This window comes from Micromonospora marincola, from assembly GCF_056150385.1.
This window is the reverse complement of the sequence record NZ_JAXCFT010000006.1, coordinates 112,279-132,106: the sequence shown is the minus strand read 5'-3', so window position 1 is coordinate 132,106 and position 19,828 is coordinate 112,279. Positions and strand designations below refer to the sequence as shown.

Below are 19,828 nucleotides of genomic sequence, written 5' to 3'. Positions count from 1 at the left end.
ACTTAGTGACGTGGAAAGAGGCCGTGATGACCCGTCGGACCGACATCGCGCTCACCGCGCTCGCGCCCGCGACGTGGGGCACCACCTACCTGGTGACCGCCGAGCTGCTGCCCGCGGACCGACCGCTCTGGGCCGGGACGATCCGTGCCCTGCCGGCCGGCCTCCTGCTGCTGGCCCTGACCCGCCGGCGACCGCACGGCATCTGGTGGGGGCGGGCCGCCCTGCTCGGCGCCCTCAACATCGGCGCGTTCTTCCCGCTGCTCTTCGTCGCCGCCTACCGGCTGCCCGGCGGCACGGCGGCCGTGCTCGGCGCCGCCCAGCCCCTGCTCGTCGTGGCGCTCACCGTCGCCCTGCTCCGCGACCGGCCGGGCCGGCCGGCACTGCTCGCCGCCGTGGCCGCCCCGGCCGGCGTCGCCCTGGTCGTGCTGCGGCCGGGCGCCGGCCTCGACCCGCTCGGCGTCGCCGCCGGCCTCGCCGGCACCGCGGCGATGGCCGCCGGACTGGTGCTCACCCGCCGCTGGGGCCGGCCGGCCGGGGTGGGGACGCTCGCGGCCACAAGCTGGCAGCTCGTCGCCGGCGGCCTGTTGATCGTGCCGGTCGCCGCCGCCGTCGAGGGTGCGCCGCCCGTGCCGGACGGCCCGGCCCTGCTCGGGTACGCGTGGCTCGGGCTGGTCGGCACCGCGCTTGCGTACGCGCTGTGGTTCCGGGGCGCGGCACGGCTGCCGGTGTCCCAGGTGTCGATGCTCGGCGCGCTCAGCCCGTTGACCGCCGCGGCGCTCGGCTGGCTGGTGCTCGGGCAGGCGCTCGGCCCGATCCAACTCGGCGGCTTCGCGGTGGCCGTCGCCGCCATGGTGCTCGGACAACTGCCGGACCGGGCCGGGGCCGGAGCGCGGGCTGGTCAGCCGGCCCGCAGTCGCCGCCGGTCGGCCTGGTGGGTGTCGCCCTCGGGCAGCGCGTCGGGCGGCAGCTCCGCCGCCGCGGCGAGCGGCAGGGTGAACCGGTGGGCGGCGGCGGCCCCGGCCGCGTGCGACCGTTCGAGCAGCCAACGCACCTCATCGACGGTCCAGCCGAGGCCGGACCGGGCGGCGATCTCGCGGACCAGGCGCAGGGCTGCGCGGGTGTCGTCGTCGTAGAAGCGCATGCACCAGTGGTGCGCCCACATGCCGAGCGCGCGCAGCCCGGCCGGGTCGAGCGAGCCGACCAGCCGGCCGCAGGCGGTGTCGGCGAAGGGCCGCCCGGGGTCGTCGGCCCGGTCCCGCTCGATCGCGCCGTAGGCGGCCGGCGCGACCGCCCGCATCCGGTCGTAGAAGCCCTGCACCACCGCGGCGTCGATTCGTGCTCGCCCGGCCACGCTCGCCATGCCCCGCACCTTTTCTTGAGTTGGTGGCGGGACGGTACCGACCACTTACGACACTTTCCCGGTCGAGTCGCCAAGATCCACGCCACCACGCCGAGGTGGCGGTATCCGGGGGCCGGGGACACCGCCACCTCGCCGAGCTGGCGCAACTTCCTCATGCCACGTCCGATTCCCGCCAGCCCAGCGTGTGGCCTGCAAGGCAGTATCGGTGTCATGGAGCTGGACTTCGAGCGGTGCTACCGGGCCGTCGACAGCCGCGACCCGCGGTTCGACGGCTGGTTCTACACCGGCGTGACGTCGACCGGGATCTACTGCCGGCCGTCCTGCCCGGCGATGACACCGAAGCGGCAGAATGTCCGGTTCTTCCCGTCTGCCGCCGCCGCGCAGGGCGCCGGGCTTCGCGCCTGCCGCCGGTGCCGGCCGGACGCCGCGCCGGGCTCCCCGCACTGGGACGTCCGGGCCGACCTGGTCGGTCGCGCGATGCGGCTGATCGCCGACGGCGTGGTCGACCGGGACGGCGTGCCCGGGCTGGCCGTCCGGCTGGGCTACACCGAACGGCACCTGCACCGGATGCTCCGGGCCGAGCTGGGCGCCGGCCCGCTGGCGCTGGCCCGGGCGCAGCGCGCGCAGACCGCCCGGATCCTGGTCGAGACCACCGGCCTCGGCCTGGCCGAGGTGGCGTTCGCCGCCGGCTTCGGCAGCGTGCGGCAGTTCAACGACACGATCCGCGAGGTGTACGGCGCCACCCCGTCCGAGCTGCGGGTCGCCCGGAGCAGCCGACAGCCGGCCGGTGGTGCGGGCGCCATCACGCTTCGCCTGGCCTACCGGCCGCCGCTGCACGCCGGCGCGCTGCTGGACTTCCTCGCGCTGCGCGCGCTAACGGGCGTCGAGGAGGTCCGCGACGGGGCGTACCACCGGGGCCTGCGGCTGCCGCACGGACCCGGCACGGCGGCGCTGACCCCGGCCGACGGGCACGTCGCGGCCACGCTGCGGCTGGCCGACATGCGCGATCTGGCGCCCGCGGTGGCCCGCTGCCGGCGCCTGCTCGACCTGGACGCCGACCCGGTCGCGGTGGACGCCACCCTCGCTGACGACCCGGCCCTGGCCCCGGCGGTCGCCGCCGAGCCCGGTGTCCGGCTCCCGCACACGGTGGACGGCTTCGAGACGGCCGTCCGCGCCGTCACCACCCAGCAGGTGTCGCTCCGGTCGGCCCGGACCACGCTCACCCGCCTGATCGCCGGCGCCCGCCCCGCCGACGGCCCGGTCGCCGACGGGTCGCCGGGCGGTCCGCGGGCGTTCCCCACCCCGGCGGAGGTGCTCGCGGCGCCGGATGAGGCGTTCCGGATGCCGGCGGCCCGGCGGGCGACCATCCGGGCGGTCGCCCGGGCCGTCGCCGACGGCGAGCTGGACCTCGAACCCGGCGGCGACCGCGAGGAGGCGGCCCGGCAGCTCGCCGCGCTGCCCGGCGTCGGGCCGTGGACCGCCGGCTACCTGGCCATGCGCGCACTCGGCGATCCCGACGTCATCCTCGCCACCGACCTGGGCGTCCGCCGCGGCGCCGCCGCGCTCGGCCTGCCCGACGACCCGAAGACCCTGACCGCGTACGCGGACCGCTGGCGCCCCTGGCGGTCGTACGCGACGATCCGACTCTGGAGAGCAGCATGACCACTGTGGACAGCACCGTCGTCGACACCCCCGCCGGGCCGCTGAGCGTGCTCGCCGGCCCCAGCGGGGCGGTACGCGCGGCCGGCTTCACCGCCGACCCGGCGGCCCTGGTGCCGCTGACGCATCCGAGCCTGCGCGGCGACCTGCGGGAGCGGGCCGACCTCGGCCCGGTGACCGCCGCGGTGCGGGCCTACCTCGACGGCGACCTGGCGGCGATCGACGCGATCGAGGTGGAGCAGCGCACCGACGGCCTGTTCCTGACGCACGCCTGGCAGGTGCTGCGCCACGTCAAGCCGGGCGACCCGGTGACCTACACCGGGTTCGCCGCGCTGGCCGGCCGACCGGCCGCGATCCGCGCCGCCGCCGCGGCCTGCGCGCGCAACGCCGCCGCGCTCTTCGTGCCCTGCCACCGGGTGCTGCGCACCGACGGGACACTCGGCGGCTACCGCTGGGGGCTGGACGTGAAAAAGTGGCTTCTCGGGCATGAGGGACGGGTGACGGCTAGCTGACCCCCGAGCGTCACCCCGGCCGCTACCGTCGGCTGGTGCCCGCGCCCAGCGACAGCGATGCCGCGGCGCATCCCGACGCCCGGTCCCAGCCGCTGCGCAACCTCTGGCGGCTGCGGCCCTACCTGCGCCCGTACGCGACGGAGTTCGCCTGGCTGCTCGTCGCGGCGCTGGCCGCGACCGCGGCGAGCCTGGCGGTCCCACTTGTGGTGCAGCGGGTGGTGGACGGGCCGGTGGCCCGGCACGACGAGGCCGGGTTGCTGCGGCTCGGCGGCCTGGCGCTGCTGCTCGGCGTCGCCGAGGCGGTGCTGATCTTCATCCGGCGGTGGACGCAGTCGTCCTCCTCGGTGGGCATGGAGGCGGCCATCCGGGCCGACCTCTACGCGCACCTGCAACGGCTCCCGGCCAGCTTCCACGACCGCTGGCAGTCCGGCCAACTGCTCTCCCGGGTGACGAGCGACCTCTCGGTGATCCGCCGGTTCCTCTCCTTCGGGCTGCTCTTCCTGGTGCTCAACCTGACCACCTACGTCGCCGTGGTGGTGCTGCTGATCCGGCTGCACCCCTGGCTGGGCCTGCTGGTGGCGGCAAGCGCCGTCCCGCTGTTCCTGATCAGCCGGCGGTTCGCCCGGCACTACCACGCCGCCTCCCGCCGCATGCAGGACCAGCAGGGCGACGTGGCGACGCTTGTCGAGGAGACGGCGCAGGGGCTGCGCACCATGCGGGCGTACGGGCGGGGTCCGGAGCTGGCGGCCCGGTTCGCCGTCGGCGCCCGCCGGCTGCACGACACCGGGATCGGCAAGGCCCGGTTGCTGGCCCGTACCTCCGCGCTGTTCGACCTGGTGCCCAACCTGACCCTCGGCGCGGTCCTGGTCGCGGGCGCCGCCGCCGTGGCCGGGGGCGCGCTCACCATCGGGCAACTCGTCGCCTTCGTCAGCCTCCAGCTCATGCTGATCTGGCCGGTGCAGTCCCTCGGCTGGATCATCGCGAACGGGCAGGAGGCCGCCACCGCCGCCGACCGCATCCAGGAGGTCCTCGACACCCGCCCGGCCATCGTGGACGGCCCGCGCGCCCGGACGCTGGACCGGGCGCAGGTGCGCGGCCGGCTCCGCTTCGAGCGGGTGAGCTTCCACTACCCCGGCACGTCCGCCCCGGTCCTGCACGAGCTGGACCTGACCGTCGAGCCGGGCGAGACGCTCGCGCTCGTGGGCGCCACCGGGTGCGGCAAGAGCACGCTGCTCTCACTTGTCCCCCGGCTGCACGAGGTGACCGGCGGGCGGATCACCCTCGACGGGCACGACGTACGTGACCTGCGGCTCGGCTCGCTGCGCCGGCTGGTCGGGGTGGCCTTCGAGGAGCCGACCCTGTTCTCCATGTCGGTGCGGGAAAATCTCACCCTGGGCCGGCCGGACGCCGGCGAGGAGGAGGTCCGGGCCGCGCTGACGCTGGCGCAGGCGGACTTCGCGTACGAGTTGCCGTGGGGGCTGGCCACCCGGATCGGCGAGCAGGGGCTGTCGCTCTCCGGCGGGCAACGGCAGCGGCTGGCGCTGGCCCGGGCCGTCCTCGGCCGGCCCGCCCTGCTGGTCCTCGACGACCCGCTCTCCGCGCTCGACGTGCACACCGAGGCGCTTGTCGAGGCCGCCCTGCGACGGGTGCTGCGGGACACCACCGCGCTGCTCGTGGTGCACCGACCGTCCACGGTGGCGCTCGCCGACCGGGTGGCGCTGCTTGACGGCGGCCGGATCGTCGCCGTCGGCACCCACTCCGAGATGCTGGCCAGGGTGCCCGCCTACCGCGCGGTGCTCTCCGCCGAGCCGGAACGCCGGCCGGGCGGCGTCGGCCTGGTGCGGTCGTGACCGGCCGCGTCCCGCGATCCCGCCGCCGAGACGCCGCCAGGCGCGACACCCCGGTCGACCCGGACGCCGAGCTGGCCCGGTGGCGGGGCCTCGCCACCGACCCGGACGCCGACCGCAGCCGCGCCGAGGACTCGTCCCCCGCGGCGGTGACCCGGCTCCGCGCCCGCAGCCGGCTCCTGCTGCGCGTGCTGTTGCGCCCGCACCGGCGCCCGCTCGGGGTGGCGGTGGCGCTGCTGCTGGCCCAGAACGCCGCCGCGATGACCGGCCCGTACCTGGTCATGCTCGGCATCGACCGGGGCATCGGACCGCTGCGGGCCGGCGATGCGGGCCCGCTTGTCGCGGTCGCCGCCGCGTTCGTCGTCGCCACCGCCGTCGAGTACGCGGCCCGGCGCGCGTTCCTCACCCTCGCCGCCCGGATCGGCCAGGCCGTCCTGCTCGACCTCCGCCGCCGGGTGTACGCGCACTTCCTCCGCCTCGACGTGGGCTTCCACGAGCGCTACACGTCCGGCCGGATGGTGTCCCGGCTGACAAGCGACCTGGAGTCGATCGGTGAACTGGTCGACGGCGGGATCGACCGGCTGGTGATGGCCGTGCTGTCCGTGCTGTCGGTGGCGGGCATCCTGCTCTGGCTGGACCTGCCGCTGGCCGCGGTCACCCTGTTCGCCTTCCCGTTCCTGTTCTGGCTGTCCCGCTGGTTCGCCCGCGCCTCGGCCGGGGCGTACCGGCGTACCCGGGAGGCGGTGGCGCTCGTCATCGTGCACTTCGTCGAGTCGCTGCGCGGGATCCGGGCGGTGCAGGCATACCGCCGAGAGGCCCGCAACCAGCGCATCTTCGACGCGGTGAGCGACGACTACCGGCGGGCCAGCCTCAGCGCGTTCCGGCTGATCGCGATCTACTCGCCGGGAATCCGGCTGATCGGCAACCTCACCGCCGCGACGGTGCTTGCGTACGGCGGATGGCGGGTCCTGGGCGGCCACACCGAGGTCGGCGTACTCGCCGCGTTCCTGCTCTACCTGCGGCGCTTCTTCGAGCCGATGGAGGACTTGAGCCAGTTCTACAACTCGCTCCAGTCGGCGACCGCCGCGCTGGAGAAGCTGGCCGGGGTGCTCGACGAGCGTCCGGCGGTGGCCGAACCGACGCGGCCGGTGCCGCTGCCCGCCGGGCCGCCGCGCGGCGCGGTGGACTTCCGCTCGGTCTCCTTCGGCTACCGTCCGGACACGCCGATCCTCTCCGGCCTGGAGTTGACCGTGCCGGCCGGGCAGACCGTCGCGCTGATCGGGCCCACCGGCGCCGGGAAGTCCACGGTCGCCAAGCTGCTGGCCCGCTTCCACGACCCGGACGCCGGCGCGGTCCGGCTGGACGGGATCGACCTACGCGACCTGGCCGACGCCGAGCTGCGGCGGGCGGTGGTGCTCGTCACCCAGGAAACCCACCTGTTCAGCGGCACCGTCGCGGAGAACATCCGGTTCGGCCGCCCGGACGCCGACGACGCCGCCGTGATCGCCGCCGCCCGGGCCATCGGCGCGCACGAGTTCATCGCCGCGCTGCCCGACGGGTACGCCACCGACGTGCACCGACGCGGCGGCCGGCTCTCCGCCGGGCAGCGGCAGCTTGTCGCGTTCGCGCGGGCGTTCCTGGCCGACCCCCGGGTGCTGATCCTCGACGAGGCCACCTCCTCGCTTGACGTGCCGACCGAGCGGCTGGTCCAGCGGGCGTTGCGGAGCGTGCTGTGCGACCGCACCGCGCTGGTGATCGCGCACCGGCTCTCCACCGTGGAGATCGCCGACCGGGTGCTGGTGCTGGACGCCGGCGGGATCGCCGAGGACGGCCCCCCGGCCGAGCTGGCCGCCGCCGGCGGACGTTACGCCGCCCTGCACCGCCAGTGGCGCGACTCCCTGCTCTGAGGCGCGAGTAGATCTTGGTAGGAAATGGCCCCCATAGGGGCACTTTCGTACCAAGATCTTCACGAGGGGCTTACGCCTCGTCGTCAACTTCACCGAGATGCGGGCGGTGCTCTCGAATCCAAGCCTCGACATCGGCCTTCAACCAGACAGAGCCCATGCCTAGCCGGTCGTACGGCTTCGGGAAATCGGGCCGGTCGATGATCTGCCGAGCCCGTTGGCGACTGACGCCCAGCCGGGCCGTGATCTCGCCCGCCCCGTACAGGTGGCGTGGCACGGCCGCAGGGTAGCCAGGAGTGAAGTAGTCAAACCGCACCTCGGCTTAGTGCAGGTTGCACCTTGACAAGAGGCAGGCTGAAGGCGACGCTCGATCGATGTCGCACAACACCCCATCTGCGCCCAACCGCCCATCCCGCGCAGTCCGCCCACATCACCCGATGCGGCCCACCTGGCTCTGCCGAGTGTGTGCGGCCCCTTGGCCCTGCCAGCCAGCGCGGCTCTTACTCGGCATGGAGTATCGGGGCGACCGGGCAGGGCTCGCGGTCTACATGGCGGGCATGCTGTTCGACGCGACCGGGGATCTACTCAGGCTCAACCCGAACCCCGGCCCGCAGCCGGACGAGATGTTCTCCCGCTTCATCAGTTGGACCGGCCCTGCCGTCCGGTGAGGCGCAGTCCGCCCAGGCTCGGAACCCGAAACGGCCCTTCCGTCCTCAGCGGCACCGACCGGCCGCCCCGCGAAAGCCGTGGAGCGCCCGGGCGCACCTGCCTACCATCGGCGGATGACCGACACGACGAGGACGGCCCGCGCCGGCGTCCCTGAGCGCCCGAGCCTGGACGGCCTTGAGGACACCTGGGCCCGTCGCTGGCAGTCCGACGGCACGTACGCGTTCGACCGCTCGAAGGAGCGCTCCGACGTCTACTCGATCGACACCCCGCCGCCGACCGTGTCGGGCGAGCTGCACATGGGGCACGTCTTCTCCTACACCCACACCGACACGGTGGCCCGGTTCCAGCGGATGCGTGGTCGGACGGTGTTCTACCCGCTGGGCTGGGACGACAACGGGCTGCCCACCGAACGCCGGGTGCAGAACGTCTACGGCGTGCGTCCCGACCCGACGCTGCCGTACGACAGGGACTGGCGACCGCCTGCCACCCCGGTCGGCGACGACGCCCGGAAGAACCCGACCGCGATCTCCCGGCGCAACTTCATCGAGCTGTGCGAACTACTGACCGTGGAGGACGAGAAGGTCTTCGAGGCGCTGTGGCGGCGGCTCGGCCTGTCGGTGGACTGGTCCCTGACGTACACCACGATCGGGCCGGCGGCCCGGGCGGCCAGCCAGCGCGCGTTCCTGCGCAACATGGCCCGGGGTGAGGCATACCAGGCGGAGGCTCCGACGCTGTGGGACGTCGGGTTCGGCACCGCGGTCGCCCAGGCGGAACTGGAGGACCGGGAGCGGCCGGGCGCCTACCACCGGCTGCGGTTCGCCGGGCCGGGCGGGCGCGAGGTGCTTATCGACACCACCCGACCGGAGCTGCTGCCGGCCTGCGTGGCGCTTGTCTGCCACCCCGACGACGAGCGGTACGCGGACCTGGTCGGCGCGTCCGTGCGTACCCCGGTCTTCGGGGTGGAGGTGCCGGTGCGCGCGCACCCGCTGGCGGACCCGGCCAAGGGCACGGGCGTCGCGATGGTCTGCACGTTCGGTGACCTGGCGGACGTGACCTGGTGGCGGGAGCTGCGGCTGGACACCCGGGTGGTGGTCGGCCGGGACGGCCGGCTGCTGCCGGAGCCGCCGGCAGGCGTGCCGGCGGAGCCCTACGCGGCGCTGGCCGGGCAGACGGTCAACGGCGCCCGGCGGACGCTCGTGGAGCTGCTGGCCGACGCCGGTGACCTGGTCGGCGAGCCGCGCCCGATCACCCACCCGGTGAAGTTCTACGAGCGCGGCGACCGGCCGCTGGAGATCGTCTCGACCCGGCAGTGGTATCTGCGCAACGGCGGCCGGGACGCCGGCCTGCGCGACGAGCTGCTGGCCCGTGGGCGCGAGCTGCGCTGGGTGCCGGAGCACATGCGGCACCGCTACGAGCACTGGGTGGGTGGCCTCACCGGCGACTGGCTGGTCAGCCGGCAGCGGTTCTTCGGCGTGCCGGTGCCGGTGTGGTACCGGCTCGACGACGCTGGCGAACCGGACTGGAACCACCCTCTCACACCTGATGAGACGACGTTGCCGATCGATCCGACGAGCGAGCCGCCGCCCGGTTTCACGGAGGCGCAGCGCGGCCGGCCCGGCGGTTTCACAGGCGATCCGGACGTGCTCGACACCTGGGCCACGTCGTCGCTGACCCCGCAGATCGTCGGCGGGTGGATGACCGACCCGGACCTGTTCGGCCGGGTCTTCCCGATGGACCTGCGCCCGCAGGGGCACGACATCATCCGGACCTGGCTGTTCGCCACCGTGGTCCGGTCCCACCTGGAGCACGGCGCGCTGCCCTGGCGCACGGCGGTGCTCTCCGGCTGGATCCTCGACCCGGACCGGAAGAAGATGTCCAAGTCCAAGGGGAACGTGGTCACGCCGATGGGGCTGCTGGAGCAGCACGGCTCCGACGCGGTGCGCTACTGGGCCGCCAACGGCAAGCCCGGCATGGACCTGGCGTTCGACCCGGCCCAGGTCAAGGTGGGCCGGCGGCTGGCCACCAAGCTGCTCAACGCGTCCCGGTTCGCGCTCGGGCTGGGCGCCGCCGACGCGCTGCGCGCGCCGGTGACGGAACCGCTGGACACCGCGATGCTCGCCGAACTGTCAGGCGTGGTCGCGACCGCGACCACCGCCTTCGACGGGTACGACCACACGGCCGCGCTGATGGTCACCGAGGCGTTCTTCTGGCGGTTCTGCGACGACTACATCGAGTTGGTGAAGGAGCGCGCCTACGGCGACGGGCCGGCGGCCGACTCGGCCCGGGCGGCGCTGGCGACCGCGCTGTCGGTGCAGTTGCGGCTCTTCGCCCCGGCGCTGCCGTTCGTCACCGAGGAGGTCTGGTCGTGGTGGCGGTACGGCTCGGTGCACCTGTCGACGTGGCCGACCACGTACGAGGTGGGCCGCGCGATGCGGACGCCTGGCGACCCGGAGTTGCTGCGGCTGGCCGCCGACGCGCTGGGGCAGGTCCGGCGGGCCAAGTCGGAACGGAAGCTGTCGATGAAGGCGGACGTGCCGCTGGCCGAGGCGCTCGGGCCGGCGGCCCTGCTCGACCAGCTCACCACGATCGCCGACGACGTGCGCGCGGCGGGGCGGATCGCCAAGCTCGACCTGCTGCCCGACCGCACACCCGAGCTGGTCATCGCCTGCGCCTTCTGACCCCCGCTGGACCGGTTAGGCGGGGCCCCCGCTTAACACGTGGGTGTTAAGCGGGGGCCCCGCCTCTACCGAATGCGTTAAGCGGGGCCCCCGCCTTCTAGCTGGTTTCGCCGGCCACGCTGAAGGAACGGAGGCGGTCGATGGCAAGCACGGTGAAACCGATCGCCACAAGCGCGGTCAGCACGGCCGCGACCGGCACCGAGACGGTGGTGCCGAGCAGCGGAGTGGGCGCCATCCGGTCGGCCATCGCGATCACCCACTGCTGGATCGAGAGCACCTTGGTGCCGTTGACGAACCGGCCGAGCAGCCCCTCCCAGATCAGCACGTAGACCAAGCCGAGCAGCACCGGCCGCCGGCTCACGAGGCTGAGCGCCAGGAACAGCGCCGAGTAGGCCAACGCGCCCGCCGCCGACGCCGCCACCAGGGCCAGGCCGAGGCGTACCGAGTCGGCAAGCACGCCCGCGACGTAGAGCGGGACGCCGACGGTGACCGCGCTGACCGCGGCGGCCACCGCCAGCTTCGGCAGCACGATCTGCCAGCGGGGCAGCGGCTTGGTGAGGATGTGCACGACGGTGCCGTCGTCGATCTCGGCGCCGAGCACGCCGGTGCCCACGATCAGGGCGACCACCGGCAGCACCACGGCCAGGCCGAGCCCGACGAGCACCGGCGGCCCCCACTGGCCCGGGTCGACCCCGAGCGACCGGCAGAGCACCGCCAGGCCGATCAGGATCAGCGGCAACGGCAGCAGCATGAGAAACCGGCTACGGCCGAACAGGCCGCGGGCGGTGATCCAGGTAACTGTCGACATCAGGCCTCCACCAGATACGAGAAGACGCTCTCCAGCGACTCGTCCTCCGGCAGCAACTGCCGGACCCGGATGCCGTGGCGGAGTGCGATCCTGGGCAACGCCCGGGTGAAGGCGCCGTAGTCGTTCGCCTTCACGGTCAGGCCGGTGCGGTCCAACTCGACGCCGGAGACCGAGGTCTCGGCCATCAGCGCCACCGCGAGCGCCCGGTCGTCTGTGGAACGCACCCCGAAGACGTGCGGACGGTTGGTCATCAACCTGCGGATGGTCCGGTAGTCGCCGGAGGCGGCCAGCCGGCCGGCGACCATCACCTGGACCGTGCCGGAGACCTGCTCGACCTCCTCCAGGATGTGCGAGCTGAACAGGATGGTCCGGCCGGCGTCGCCGAGCCGGTGCAGCAGCCCCATCATGTGCAGCCGCTGCCGGGGGTCCATGCCGTTGAACGGCTCGTCGAGCAGCAGCACCTGCGGGTCGTGCACGAGCGCGGCGGCCACCCGGGTGCGCTGCCGCATGCCCTTGGAGTAGGTGCCGATCCGGCGACCCTGCGCGTCCTCCATCTCGACCAGCTCGATCGCCCGCCGGGCCGCCGCCTCCGGGTCGGGCAGCCGGTGCAGCTTCGCGCTCGCGAGCACGAACTCGTAGGCGGTGAGGAAGGTGTGCACCGCCTCCCGTTCGCTGACCAGGCCGAGCCGCCGGTAGACGCCCGGGTTGCGCCAGGTCGGCTCCCCGTCCAACGTCACCGTGCCCCGGGACGGGGCGAGGAACCCGGCCATCATGTGCAGCAGCGTGGTCTTGCCGGCGCCGTTCGGGCCGAGCAGGCCGGTCACCCCGGGGCCGAGCCGCATGCTGACGTCGTTGACCGCCACCACGTTGCCGTACCAGCGGGAGACGCCGGCCAGATCGAGGGTGCTGGCACCGGCGGCGGACACGTCGGCCGCCGGTTGCGTGCTGATCGCCGTCATCGGGCGGCCACCTTCCGGTATCGCAGGAGCAGCAGGCTGACGCAGGCGGCCACCAGCAGCACGGCGACCACGGCGTAGACCGGGCCGAAGCCGCCGATCGGGATGCCCCCCTCCTGTCCCTGGGTCAGCAGGTCGCCGAGCGCCCAGGTGCCCACGCCACTGACGAGCGACGACGGGGAGGCGAGGAAGGCCAGCTCGTTCACCGTCCGGGAGGGCAGGATGGAGAGCACGCCGACCACAGGCGTGGTCATCAGGAAGACCGCCACGATGCCGCCGGCGGCGAAGGCGCGCTTGCCGGTCAGCGAAGCGACAAGCAGGGCGATCGAGGCGAAGACCACCGCCCACAACCCGGCGTAGAGCAGGCCGGGCAGCAGGTCGAGCAACTCGTCCCAGACCCCACGCACGCCCCGCGAGGTGGTGAACGCGGCGCCGAGGAACATCACCAGTTGCGGGCCGCCGAGCAGCAGCCAGATCGACGTGACAAGCGCCAGCAGCTTCGCCAGCGCGTAGTCGCCGCGCGGCAGCGGCCGGGAGAAGTAGAGCGGCAGCACGCCGCTGCGCAGGTCGCGGGAGACCAGCTCGGGGGCGGCCACCGCGGCGAAGAAGATGACCAGCCAGCTCATCGCGTCGGCGAACTGGGCGTACGTCATCACCACCTGGCCGGTCTGACTGCGCACCGCGGTCAGACCGGCGGCCACCACGGTGACCACGGAGACCACCAGCCACGGGAAGATCTTCGCCTTGGCGCTGCGGCCCAGCCCGAAGACGGTACGCACGCCGTGGCCGTAGAGCGCGCCGAAGACCTGCCGGCGGCTCAGCCGCGGGCCGGTGTAGCGCTGGTAGCCGATGTCGTGGATGACGCCTGTGGCTTCAGGCATGGCTGGGCTCCCTCGGGGCGAAGAGCTCGGCCACCCGGTGCCGCCGCTGGTCCAGCCGGTGCAGTGGCAGGTCCAGCTCGGCTACCGCGCCGAGGATCAGGTCGTAGGTGTGGTCGTCGGCGAGCGGGACGAGCAGCAGCCGACCGTCCCGGGACACCGGCAGGTCGAGCGCGGCGAGCCGGGCGGCCAGCTCCTCCGTACCCTCGCTCACCTCGACGGCGAGCACGTCGGTGGCGGTGGTCATCGCGGCGACCCGGTCGGCGCGCAGCAGCCGGCCGCCGTCGATCGCGACGAGCGTGTCGCAGATCCGCTCCACCTCGCCGAGCAGGTGCGAGCAGACGACCACCGAGATGCCGAACTCGGTGCCGATCCGGTGGATCAGGGCGAGCATGGCGTCCCGGCCGGCCGGGTCGAGGCCGTTCGTGGGCTCGTCGAGCAGCAGCAGGTCGGGGTCGTGCACGAGCGCCTGGGCGAGCTTCACCCGCTGTTTCATGCCTGTGGAGTAGCCGCCGACGGCCCGGTGCCGTTCCTCGTGCAGGCCGACGTGGCGCAGCGCCTCGGAGGCCCGTTCCCGGGCGACCGTGCGCGGCAGCCCGCTCATCCGGCCCAGGTGGGTGACCAGCTCGGCGGCGGAGAGGTCCGGCGGGAGGGCGTCGTGCTCGGGCATGTAGCCCACCCGGGCGCGGACCGCGGCCGGGTCGGTGGTGGGGTCGAGGCCGAGCACCTGCACCCGGCCGCTTGTCGGCGGGAGCAGACCCAGCAGGATCTTGATCAGGGTGGACTTGCCGGCGCCGTTGGCGCCCACCAGCCCGATGATCCCCGGCTCGACCGACACGGTGAGGTCGGCCAACGCGGTGACCCGGCCTCCGTACGTCTTGGTCAGCGACTCGGTCGCGAGCAGTGTCACGCTGACAGCCTAGAAACCCCGGTCCCGTGAGGGCACCAGGAAACGCTCGGGGTTGTCCCTGATTCCGCCCCGACACGCGGCCGGCGCCCATCTGGTTCCGTTCCCCTCCGGGCGGTCCGGCGGATCCGCCGCGCGCTCCGCCGGACGGCGCGCGTCGGCAGCCGGTCGCCCGATCGACCCGTGGGGTCCCGTCGGTGAGGATTCGGTGTCCCTGACTCCATTCGCGGCCCGCTCACCGACGGTCGTCGGAACGCCCGGTTACCGGCGGGTGGAGTGGCGCTCTCGACCGATCGCCGGTGGGCTGCGAAACTGTGTGCCGGCCGGCGAGTTGGGGGTTCGATGAGCAACGGGTGGATCCTGCCCGAGGATGTGCTGCGGGATGCGCCGGCGTACGCGCCCAGACCCGCTGAACTGGCCGATCTCGAGTTGTTGTTGACCGGGGCGTACGCGCCGCTGAGCGGTTTCATGACCCGGGCGGACGTGGCGTCGTTGGGCCGGCGCGGCCGGCTCGCCGACGGCACGCCGTGGCCGGTGCCGGTGACGTTGCAGGTGCCGGCGGCGCTCGTCGAGGGACTGGAGCTGGCCGATCCGGCCCGCCGGGCACTTGTGCTCACCGACGGCGAGGGCGCGCCGGTGGCGGCCATGGACGTGACAGACGTATGGCCGGCCCGTGCGGGCACGGTGGGCGTCGGGGGCGCGGTACGCCGGCTGGGTGACGGCGGTCACGGTCCGTTCCAGCGCCTGCGGCGCGGCCCGGACGAGGTGCGGGGGCTGCTGCCACCGGGCCGGGTGCTCGGTGTCTTCGCCGACCGCCCGCTGCACCGCCCGCAGCTCGCCCAGATCGCGCACGCGGCCCGCACGCTCGGTGCGCACCTGCTGGTGCTCATCCCGGTGGGCGAGGAGTCGAGCGGCGGGCTGCCGGCCGAGGCGCTTGTGCGCAGCGTGTTCGCGGCCCGCGACCGGATGCCGCCGGCGACGCTTGTGGCGGTGCCGCTTGCGGGTCGGGCCGACGAGATCAGCGACGCGTTGCTGCGGGCCCGGGTGGCTGCCGCGTACGGGGTGACCCATCTGCTCTCCACCGAGGGCATGCTCTCCGGCGCCGGCCTGCGGGTGCTTGTGCCCCGGGAGTTGGCGTACGACAACCGGGACGGGCAGTGGCGGTGGCGGGAGGACATCCCGCCGCGCAACCGCCGGCTGGCGCTGAGCCAGGCGGAGATCGACGACCTGCTCGACCGGGGCTTCCCGCTGCCGGAGTGGCACACGCCGCCCGCGGTGGCCCGGGAGCTGGCCCGGGCCCGCCCGCCGCGACGGCACCGCGGTCTGGTGATCTTCCTGACCGGCCTCTCCGGCTCGGGGAAGTCGACGATCGCCCGCGGTCTCGCCGACGCGCTCCGGGAGCAGGGCGACCGCACGCTCACGCTGCTCGACGGCGACGTGGTCCGCCGGGAGCTGTCGGCCGGGCTGAGTTTCAGCAAGGCCGACCGCGATCTCAACGTGCGCCGGATCGGCTGGGTGGCCGCCGAGATCGCCCGGCACCGGGGGGTGGGCATCTGCTGCCCGATCGCGCCGTACGCGGCGGCCCGGGCGGCTGCCCGGGAGATGGCGGAGGCGGCCGGGGCGGGTTTCCTGCTGGTCCACGTGGCGACCCCGCTGGCGGTCTGCGAGCAGCGCGACCGCAAGGGCCTCTACGCCCGTGCCCGCGCCGGCCTGATCACCGGGATGACCGGGATCGACGACCCCTATGAGGAGCCCACCGACGCCGACCTGGCGGTGGACACCGCGGACCTGACCGTCGAGGAGGCGGTGCAGCGGGTGATGGAACACCTCACCGAGACCGGCTGGGTGGAGCCCCGCCTCCAGCCCGCCTGATCTTCTCCGCGTCCCCCGACCGGCCTCGCGCCCCCTCCCCCTGCGCGGTAGTGTTCGGCTTTGTTGGAACACGTTCGACCGCGTTCGCGGGGTCGGGGAGGCGGGAGGCGACCGGGGATGCTGGCGCGGCAGCGGCAGACGGCCATCCTGGAACGGGTCCGCTCCGCCGGCGGGGTCCGGGTCACCGAGCTGGCCGCCGAGTTCGGCGTGTCGGACATGACCATCCGGCGGGACCTGGAGACGCTGCACGAGCAGGGCCTGCTCGCCAAGGTGCACGGTGGGGCGACGCTTGCCGGGCCCAGCTCGACCGACGAGCCCGGCTTCCGGGCCAAGTCCGTTCGCCAGTCGGCCGAGAAGGCGGCCATCGCCGACCGCGCCGCCCGGCTGGTCCGCCCCGGCGCCGCGATCGCCCTCTCCGCCGGCACCACCACCGCCGAGCTGGCCCGCCGCCTGATCGACGTGCCCGGCCTGACGGTGGTCACCAACTCGCTGCCGGTGGCGGAGATCCTGCACTCCGCCGGCCGGCCGGACCACACCGTCGTGCTCACCGGCGGGGTGCGCACCCCGTCGGACGCGCTCGTCGGTCCGCTGGCCGTGGCCGCGATCGCCACGCTCCACCTGGACCTGCTCTTCCTCGGCGTGCACGGGATCAGCGAGCGGGCCGGGTTCACCACGCCCAACCTGATGGAGGCGGACACGAACCGGGCGCTTGTGACGGCCGCCGACGCGCTCGTGGTGCTGGCCGACCACACCAAGTGGGGCACGGTCGGCATCTCCTCGATCGTCGGCCTGGACGCGGCGGACGTGCTGGTCACCGACGACCGGTTGACACCCGACGCACGGCGGGTACTCGAGGACAGGGTGGGTGAGCTGGTGACGGTGCCGGCGATGAAGGGAGCGGAGTGAAGCGTACGCAGATCGAGCTGGCCGACGGCCGCGAGCTGATCTACTTCGACGAGCGGGACGACGCGGTGCGCGACCAGCCGGACCGGCGGGAACTGCCCCCGCCGCCACCCGCCTCGCAGCTACGGTACGACCCGCTCACCGACGAGTGGGTGGCGGTGGCGGTGCACCGGCAGACCCGCACCTTCCTGCCCCCGGCCGACCAGTGTCCGCTCTGCCCCTCCCGGGGCGACCGGCACAGCGAGATCCCGGCGCCGGAGTACGACGTGGTCGTCTTCGAGAACCGGTTCCCGTCGCTGAGCCAGCGGGTGGCCGAGGAGCCCGCGGAGATCACGCCGTTCACCCCGGTCCGCCCGGGGGTCGGCAGGTGCGAGGTGGTCTGCTTCACCGACGACCACAACGCCTCGTTCGCCCGGCTCACCCCGCTGCGGGTGCGGACCGTGCTGGACGCGCTCGCCGACCGCACCGCCGCGCTGAGCGCGCTGCCCGGCGTGGAGCAGGTGTTCCCGTTCGAGAACCGGGGCGTGGAGATCGGGGTGACGCTGCACCACCCGCACGGGCAGATCTACGCGTACCCGTTCGTCACGCCGCGGACCCGGAGCCTGCTCGCCGCCGCCCGGCGGCACGCCGACCGCACCGGGGGGAACCTCTACGCCGACGTGTTGGCCGCCGAGCGCGCCGCCGGCGACCGGGTGGTGGCGGGCAACGAGCACTGGACCGCGTACGTGCCGGCGGCGGCCCGCTGGCCGTTCGAGGTGCACGTGGCCCCGCACCGGCCGGTGCCGGACATCCCGGCGCTCGACGACGACGAGCGGGACGCCTTCGGGCCGCTCTACCTCGACCTGCTGCGCCGCTTCGACGGGCTCTTCGGGATGCCGATGCCCTACATCGCGGCCTGGCACCAGGCGCCGGTGCGCGTCGACCGGGAGCTGGGCCACCTGCACCTGCAGTTGTTCAGCGTCCGGCGGGCGAAGGACAAGTTGAAGTATCTGGCCGGTTCGGAGTCCGGCATGGGCGTCTTCATCAACGACATCGCCCCCGAGCGCGCCGCCGAACTCCTGCGCGCCGCGTGAACGGCGGACGCCGGCTCGCTGCCGCGAGGTGTTAAAAAGGGCCCCTTCTACAACGCGAGGCGTTAAGAAGGGGCCCTTCCTTACGTCAGGCCGCGAGCTTGCGGGCCAGGTTCTCGTCGAGCGCGTTCATGAACTCGTCGGTGGTCAGCCACGGGGCGTCCCGCGAGATGAGCAGCGCTAGGTCCTTCGTCATCTGGCCGCTCTCGACGGTCTCCACGATGACCTGCTCCAGCGTGTTGGCGAACTCGGTGACGGCGGGGGTGCCGTCCAGCTTGCCCCGGTGGGCCAGGCCCCGGGTCCAGGCGTAGATCGAGGCGATCGGGTTGGTCGAGGTCTTCTCGCCCTTCTGGTACTGCCGGTAGTGCCGGGTGACGGTGCCGTGGGCGGCCTCGGCCTCGACGGTGCGGCCGTCCGGGGAGAGCAGCACCGAGGTCATCAGGCCCAGCGAGCCGAAGCCCTGCGCGACGGTGTCGGACTGCACGTCACCGTCGTAGTTCTTGCAGGCCCAGACGTACCCGCCCGCCCACTTGAGCGCGGCGGCGACCATGTCGTCGATCAGCCGGTGCTCGTAGGTGAGGCCGGCGGCGTCGAAGTCGGCCTTGAACTCGGCCTCGAACACCTCGGCGAAGATGTCCTTGAACCGACCGTCGTACGCCTTGAGGATGGTGTTCTTGGTGGACATGTAGACCGGGTAGTTGCGGTCCAGGCCGTACCGGAACGAGGCGCGGGCGAAGTCCCGGATCGACTCGTCGAAGTTGTACATGCCCATGGCGATGCCGCCACCGGGGAAGTTGGCGATCTCCATCTCCATCGGCGCGCCGCCGTCGGCCGGGGCGTAGGTGATGGTGACCTTGCCCGGGCCGGGCACGACGAAGTCGGTGGCCTTGTACTGGTCGCCGTGCGCGTGCCGGCCGATGATGATCGGCTTGGTCCAGCCCGGGACGAGCCGCGGCACGTTCGACATGATGATCGGCTCGCGGAAGACCACGCCGCCGAGGATGTTGCGGATGGTGCCGTTCGGCGACCGCCACATCTTCTTCAGGCCGAACTCCTCCACCCGGGCCTCGTCCGGGGTGATGGTGGCGCACTTGACGCCGACGCCGTGCTCCTTGATGGCGTTCGCGGCGTCGACGGTGACCTGGTCTTCGGTCTCGTCGCGGTACTGGATCGACAGGTCGTAGTAGTGCAGGTCGACGTCGAGGTAGGGCAGGATCAGCTGCTCCCGGATCTGCTTCCAGATGATCCGGGTCATCTCGTCGCCGTCGATCTCCACGACCGGGTTGTTTACCTTGATCTTCGCCATCGGCCGGCGCTCCTCTCGGGGGACACGTGCTCAAGCAGTACGAGCGTACTGGAAACCGCTCGGGGCGCCCCAGCCGGCCTCACCCCGGGAGAACGGGATCACCCGGAACGGGTCGCGATGGCATCCTTCCCGGATGCCGCCGACACACACGCTCGGACCTGTCACGATCACCGCGCTGCTCGACGGGACGGGCCCGTTCTTCCAGCCGCGCCGGGAGGCGTTCCCCGTCGCCACCGAGGCCCAGTGGCGCGAGGCGGACCGCCGGGACCGGAGCTTCCGGCCCGGCTGCTGGGGCCGTTGCGCGCCGCCGGCCGCCTGCGGGTGGTCGACGGCGACACCGGACTCACCCCCGGGGTACGCGTGCTGAGCACGCCCTGTCGACCCTCTCCCCCCTGGCCCTGCGCGGTCGATCATGAACTTGGCGGCAGTTTCGATCTCCGTTACTGCCGTCAACTTCATTATCAACGCGGCACGGCGCGGTGGGACGGGGTGGGACGCC

Annotated in this window: 17 protein-coding genes and 1 pseudogene; 11 read left to right on the top strand and 7 right to left on the bottom strand. The window is 73.4% G+C overall.

Going from position 1 to position 19,828, the window contains the following annotated elements; genetic code table 11:
* Positions 1 to 26: 26 nt before the first annotated feature.
* Positions 27 to 797, top strand: a pseudogene (locus tag SM450_RS16340) (EamA family transporter); the annotation flags it as partial.
* A 101-nt stretch (positions 798 to 898) separates the two neighbouring features.
* Here the strand turns inward: SM450_RS16340 and SM450_RS16335 are convergent.
* Positions 899 to 1,360 (bottom strand): hypothetical protein, encoded by a 462-nt coding sequence (locus SM450_RS16335; protein WP_474620577.1) that lies wholly within the window; start codon positions 1,358 to 1,360, stop codon positions 899 to 901.
* A gap of 210 nt (positions 1,361 to 1,570) precedes the next feature.
* Between SM450_RS16335 and SM450_RS16330 the strand changes: the two genes are divergently transcribed.
* The 4 genes from SM450_RS16330 to SM450_RS16315 all read left to right on the top strand — a co-directional run bounded on the left by SM450_RS16330 (position 1,571) and on the right by SM450_RS16315 (position 7,285).
* Positions 1,571 to 3,022: an AlkA N-terminal domain-containing protein gene (locus tag SM450_RS16330; protein WP_474620576.1), complete on the top strand. Its 1,452-nt coding sequence runs from the start codon at positions 1,571 to 1,573 to the stop codon at positions 3,020 to 3,022.
* On the top strand, positions 3,019 to 3,531 hold the full coding sequence (locus SM450_RS16325; RefSeq protein ID WP_474620575.1) for a methylated-DNA--[protein]-cysteine S-methyltransferase: 513 nt from the start codon (positions 3,019 to 3,021) through the stop codon (positions 3,529 to 3,531). Before SM450_RS16330 ends, SM450_RS16325 begins: the two co-directional genes overlap by 4 nt.
* A gap of 35 nt (positions 3,532 to 3,566) precedes the next feature.
* A complete protein-coding gene (locus tag SM450_RS16320) occupies positions 3,567 to 5,381 on the top strand; it encodes an ABC transporter ATP-binding protein (protein WP_474620574.1) in 1,815 nt (604 codons plus the stop codon).
* 71 nt (positions 5,382 to 5,452) lie between these two features.
* The gene (locus tag SM450_RS16315) at positions 5,453 to 7,285 is read left to right on the top strand and encodes an ABC transporter ATP-binding protein (RefSeq protein ID WP_474620750.1); all 1,833 of its coding nucleotides are present in this window, start codon (positions 5,453 to 5,455) and stop codon (positions 7,283 to 7,285) included.
* A gap of 70 nt (positions 7,286 to 7,355) precedes the next feature.
* Here the strand turns inward: SM450_RS16315 and SM450_RS16310 are convergent, their stop codons facing one another.
* Positions 7,356 to 7,559 carry a helix-turn-helix transcriptional regulator gene (locus tag SM450_RS16310; RefSeq protein ID WP_474620573.1) on the bottom strand — a complete coding sequence of 68 codons (204 nt, stop codon included), beginning with the start codon at positions 7,557 to 7,559 and terminating at the stop codon, positions 7,356 to 7,358.
* 232 nt (positions 7,560 to 7,791) lie between these two features.
* Between SM450_RS16310 and SM450_RS16305 the strand changes: the two genes are divergently transcribed.
* The gene (locus tag SM450_RS16305) at positions 7,792 to 7,950 is read left to right on the top strand and encodes a hypothetical protein (protein WP_474620572.1); all 159 of its coding nucleotides are present in this window, start codon (positions 7,792 to 7,794) and stop codon (positions 7,948 to 7,950) included.
* A gap of 114 nt (positions 7,951 to 8,064) precedes the next feature.
* On the top strand, positions 8,065 to 10,629 hold the full coding sequence (valS, locus tag SM450_RS16300; RefSeq protein WP_474620571.1) for a valine--tRNA ligase: 2,565 nt from the start codon (positions 8,065 to 8,067) through the stop codon (positions 10,627 to 10,629).
* Between the two features lie 97 nt (positions 10,630 to 10,726).
* Here the strand turns inward: valS and SM450_RS16295 are convergent, their stop codons facing one another.
* The 4 genes from SM450_RS16295 to SM450_RS16280 are packed head-to-tail and all read right to left on the bottom strand — an operon-like array spanning position 10,727 to position 14,181.
* The gene (locus tag SM450_RS16295; RefSeq protein ID WP_474620570.1) at positions 10,727 to 11,437 is read right to left on the bottom strand and encodes an ABC transporter permease; all 711 of its coding nucleotides are present in this window, start codon (positions 11,435 to 11,437) and stop codon (positions 10,727 to 10,729) included.
* Positions 11,437 to 12,396, bottom strand: coding sequence for an ABC transporter ATP-binding protein (locus SM450_RS16290; protein ID WP_474620569.1), 960 nt, complete (start codon positions 12,394 to 12,396; stop codon positions 11,437 to 11,439). Before SM450_RS16290 ends, SM450_RS16295 begins: the two co-directional genes overlap by 1 nt.
* Positions 12,393 to 13,274: an ABC transporter permease gene (locus SM450_RS16285; RefSeq protein WP_474620568.1), complete on the bottom strand. Its 882-nt coding sequence runs from the start codon at positions 13,272 to 13,274 to the stop codon at positions 12,393 to 12,395. The genes SM450_RS16290 and SM450_RS16285 overlap by 4 nt, the downstream gene beginning before the upstream one ends.
* Positions 13,267 to 14,181, bottom strand: a complete 915-nt coding sequence (locus tag SM450_RS16280; RefSeq protein WP_474620567.1) for an ABC transporter ATP-binding protein — start codon at positions 14,179 to 14,181, stop codon at positions 13,267 to 13,269. The genes SM450_RS16285 and SM450_RS16280 overlap by 8 nt, the downstream gene beginning before the upstream one ends.
* A 339-nt stretch (positions 14,182 to 14,520) precedes the next feature.
* Between SM450_RS16280 and cysC the strand changes: the two genes are divergently transcribed.
* From cysC to galT, 3 genes are all read left to right on the top strand, one after another.
* Positions 14,521 to 16,050, top strand: a complete 1,530-nt coding sequence (cysC, locus tag SM450_RS16275) for an adenylyl-sulfate kinase (protein WP_474620566.1) — start codon at positions 14,521 to 14,523, stop codon at positions 16,048 to 16,050.
* Positions 16,051 to 16,167: 117 nt separating this feature from the next.
* On the top strand, positions 16,168 to 16,956 hold the full coding sequence (locus SM450_RS16270; RefSeq protein ID WP_474620565.1) for a DeoR/GlpR family DNA-binding transcription regulator: 789 nt from the start codon (positions 16,168 to 16,170) through the stop codon (positions 16,954 to 16,956).
* Positions 16,953 to 18,026 (top strand): galactose-1-phosphate uridylyltransferase, encoded by a 1,074-nt coding sequence (gene galT / locus SM450_RS16265; RefSeq protein WP_474620564.1) that lies wholly within the window; start codon positions 16,953 to 16,955, stop codon positions 18,024 to 18,026. Before SM450_RS16270 ends, galT begins: the two co-directional genes overlap by 4 nt.
* 85 nt (positions 18,027 to 18,111) lie before the next feature.
* Here the strand turns inward: galT and SM450_RS16260 are convergent, their stop codons facing one another.
* A complete protein-coding gene (locus SM450_RS16260; protein ID WP_474620563.1) occupies positions 18,112 to 19,329 on the bottom strand; it encodes an NADP-dependent isocitrate dehydrogenase in 1,218 nt (405 codons plus the stop codon).
* 133 nt (positions 19,330 to 19,462) lie between these two features.
* Between SM450_RS16260 and SM450_RS16255 the strand changes: the two genes are divergently transcribed.
* On the top strand, positions 19,463 to 19,696 hold the full coding sequence (locus tag SM450_RS16255) for a hypothetical protein (RefSeq protein WP_474620562.1): 234 nt from the start codon (positions 19,463 to 19,465) through the stop codon (positions 19,694 to 19,696).
* Positions 19,697 to 19,828 lie beyond the last annotated feature (132 nt).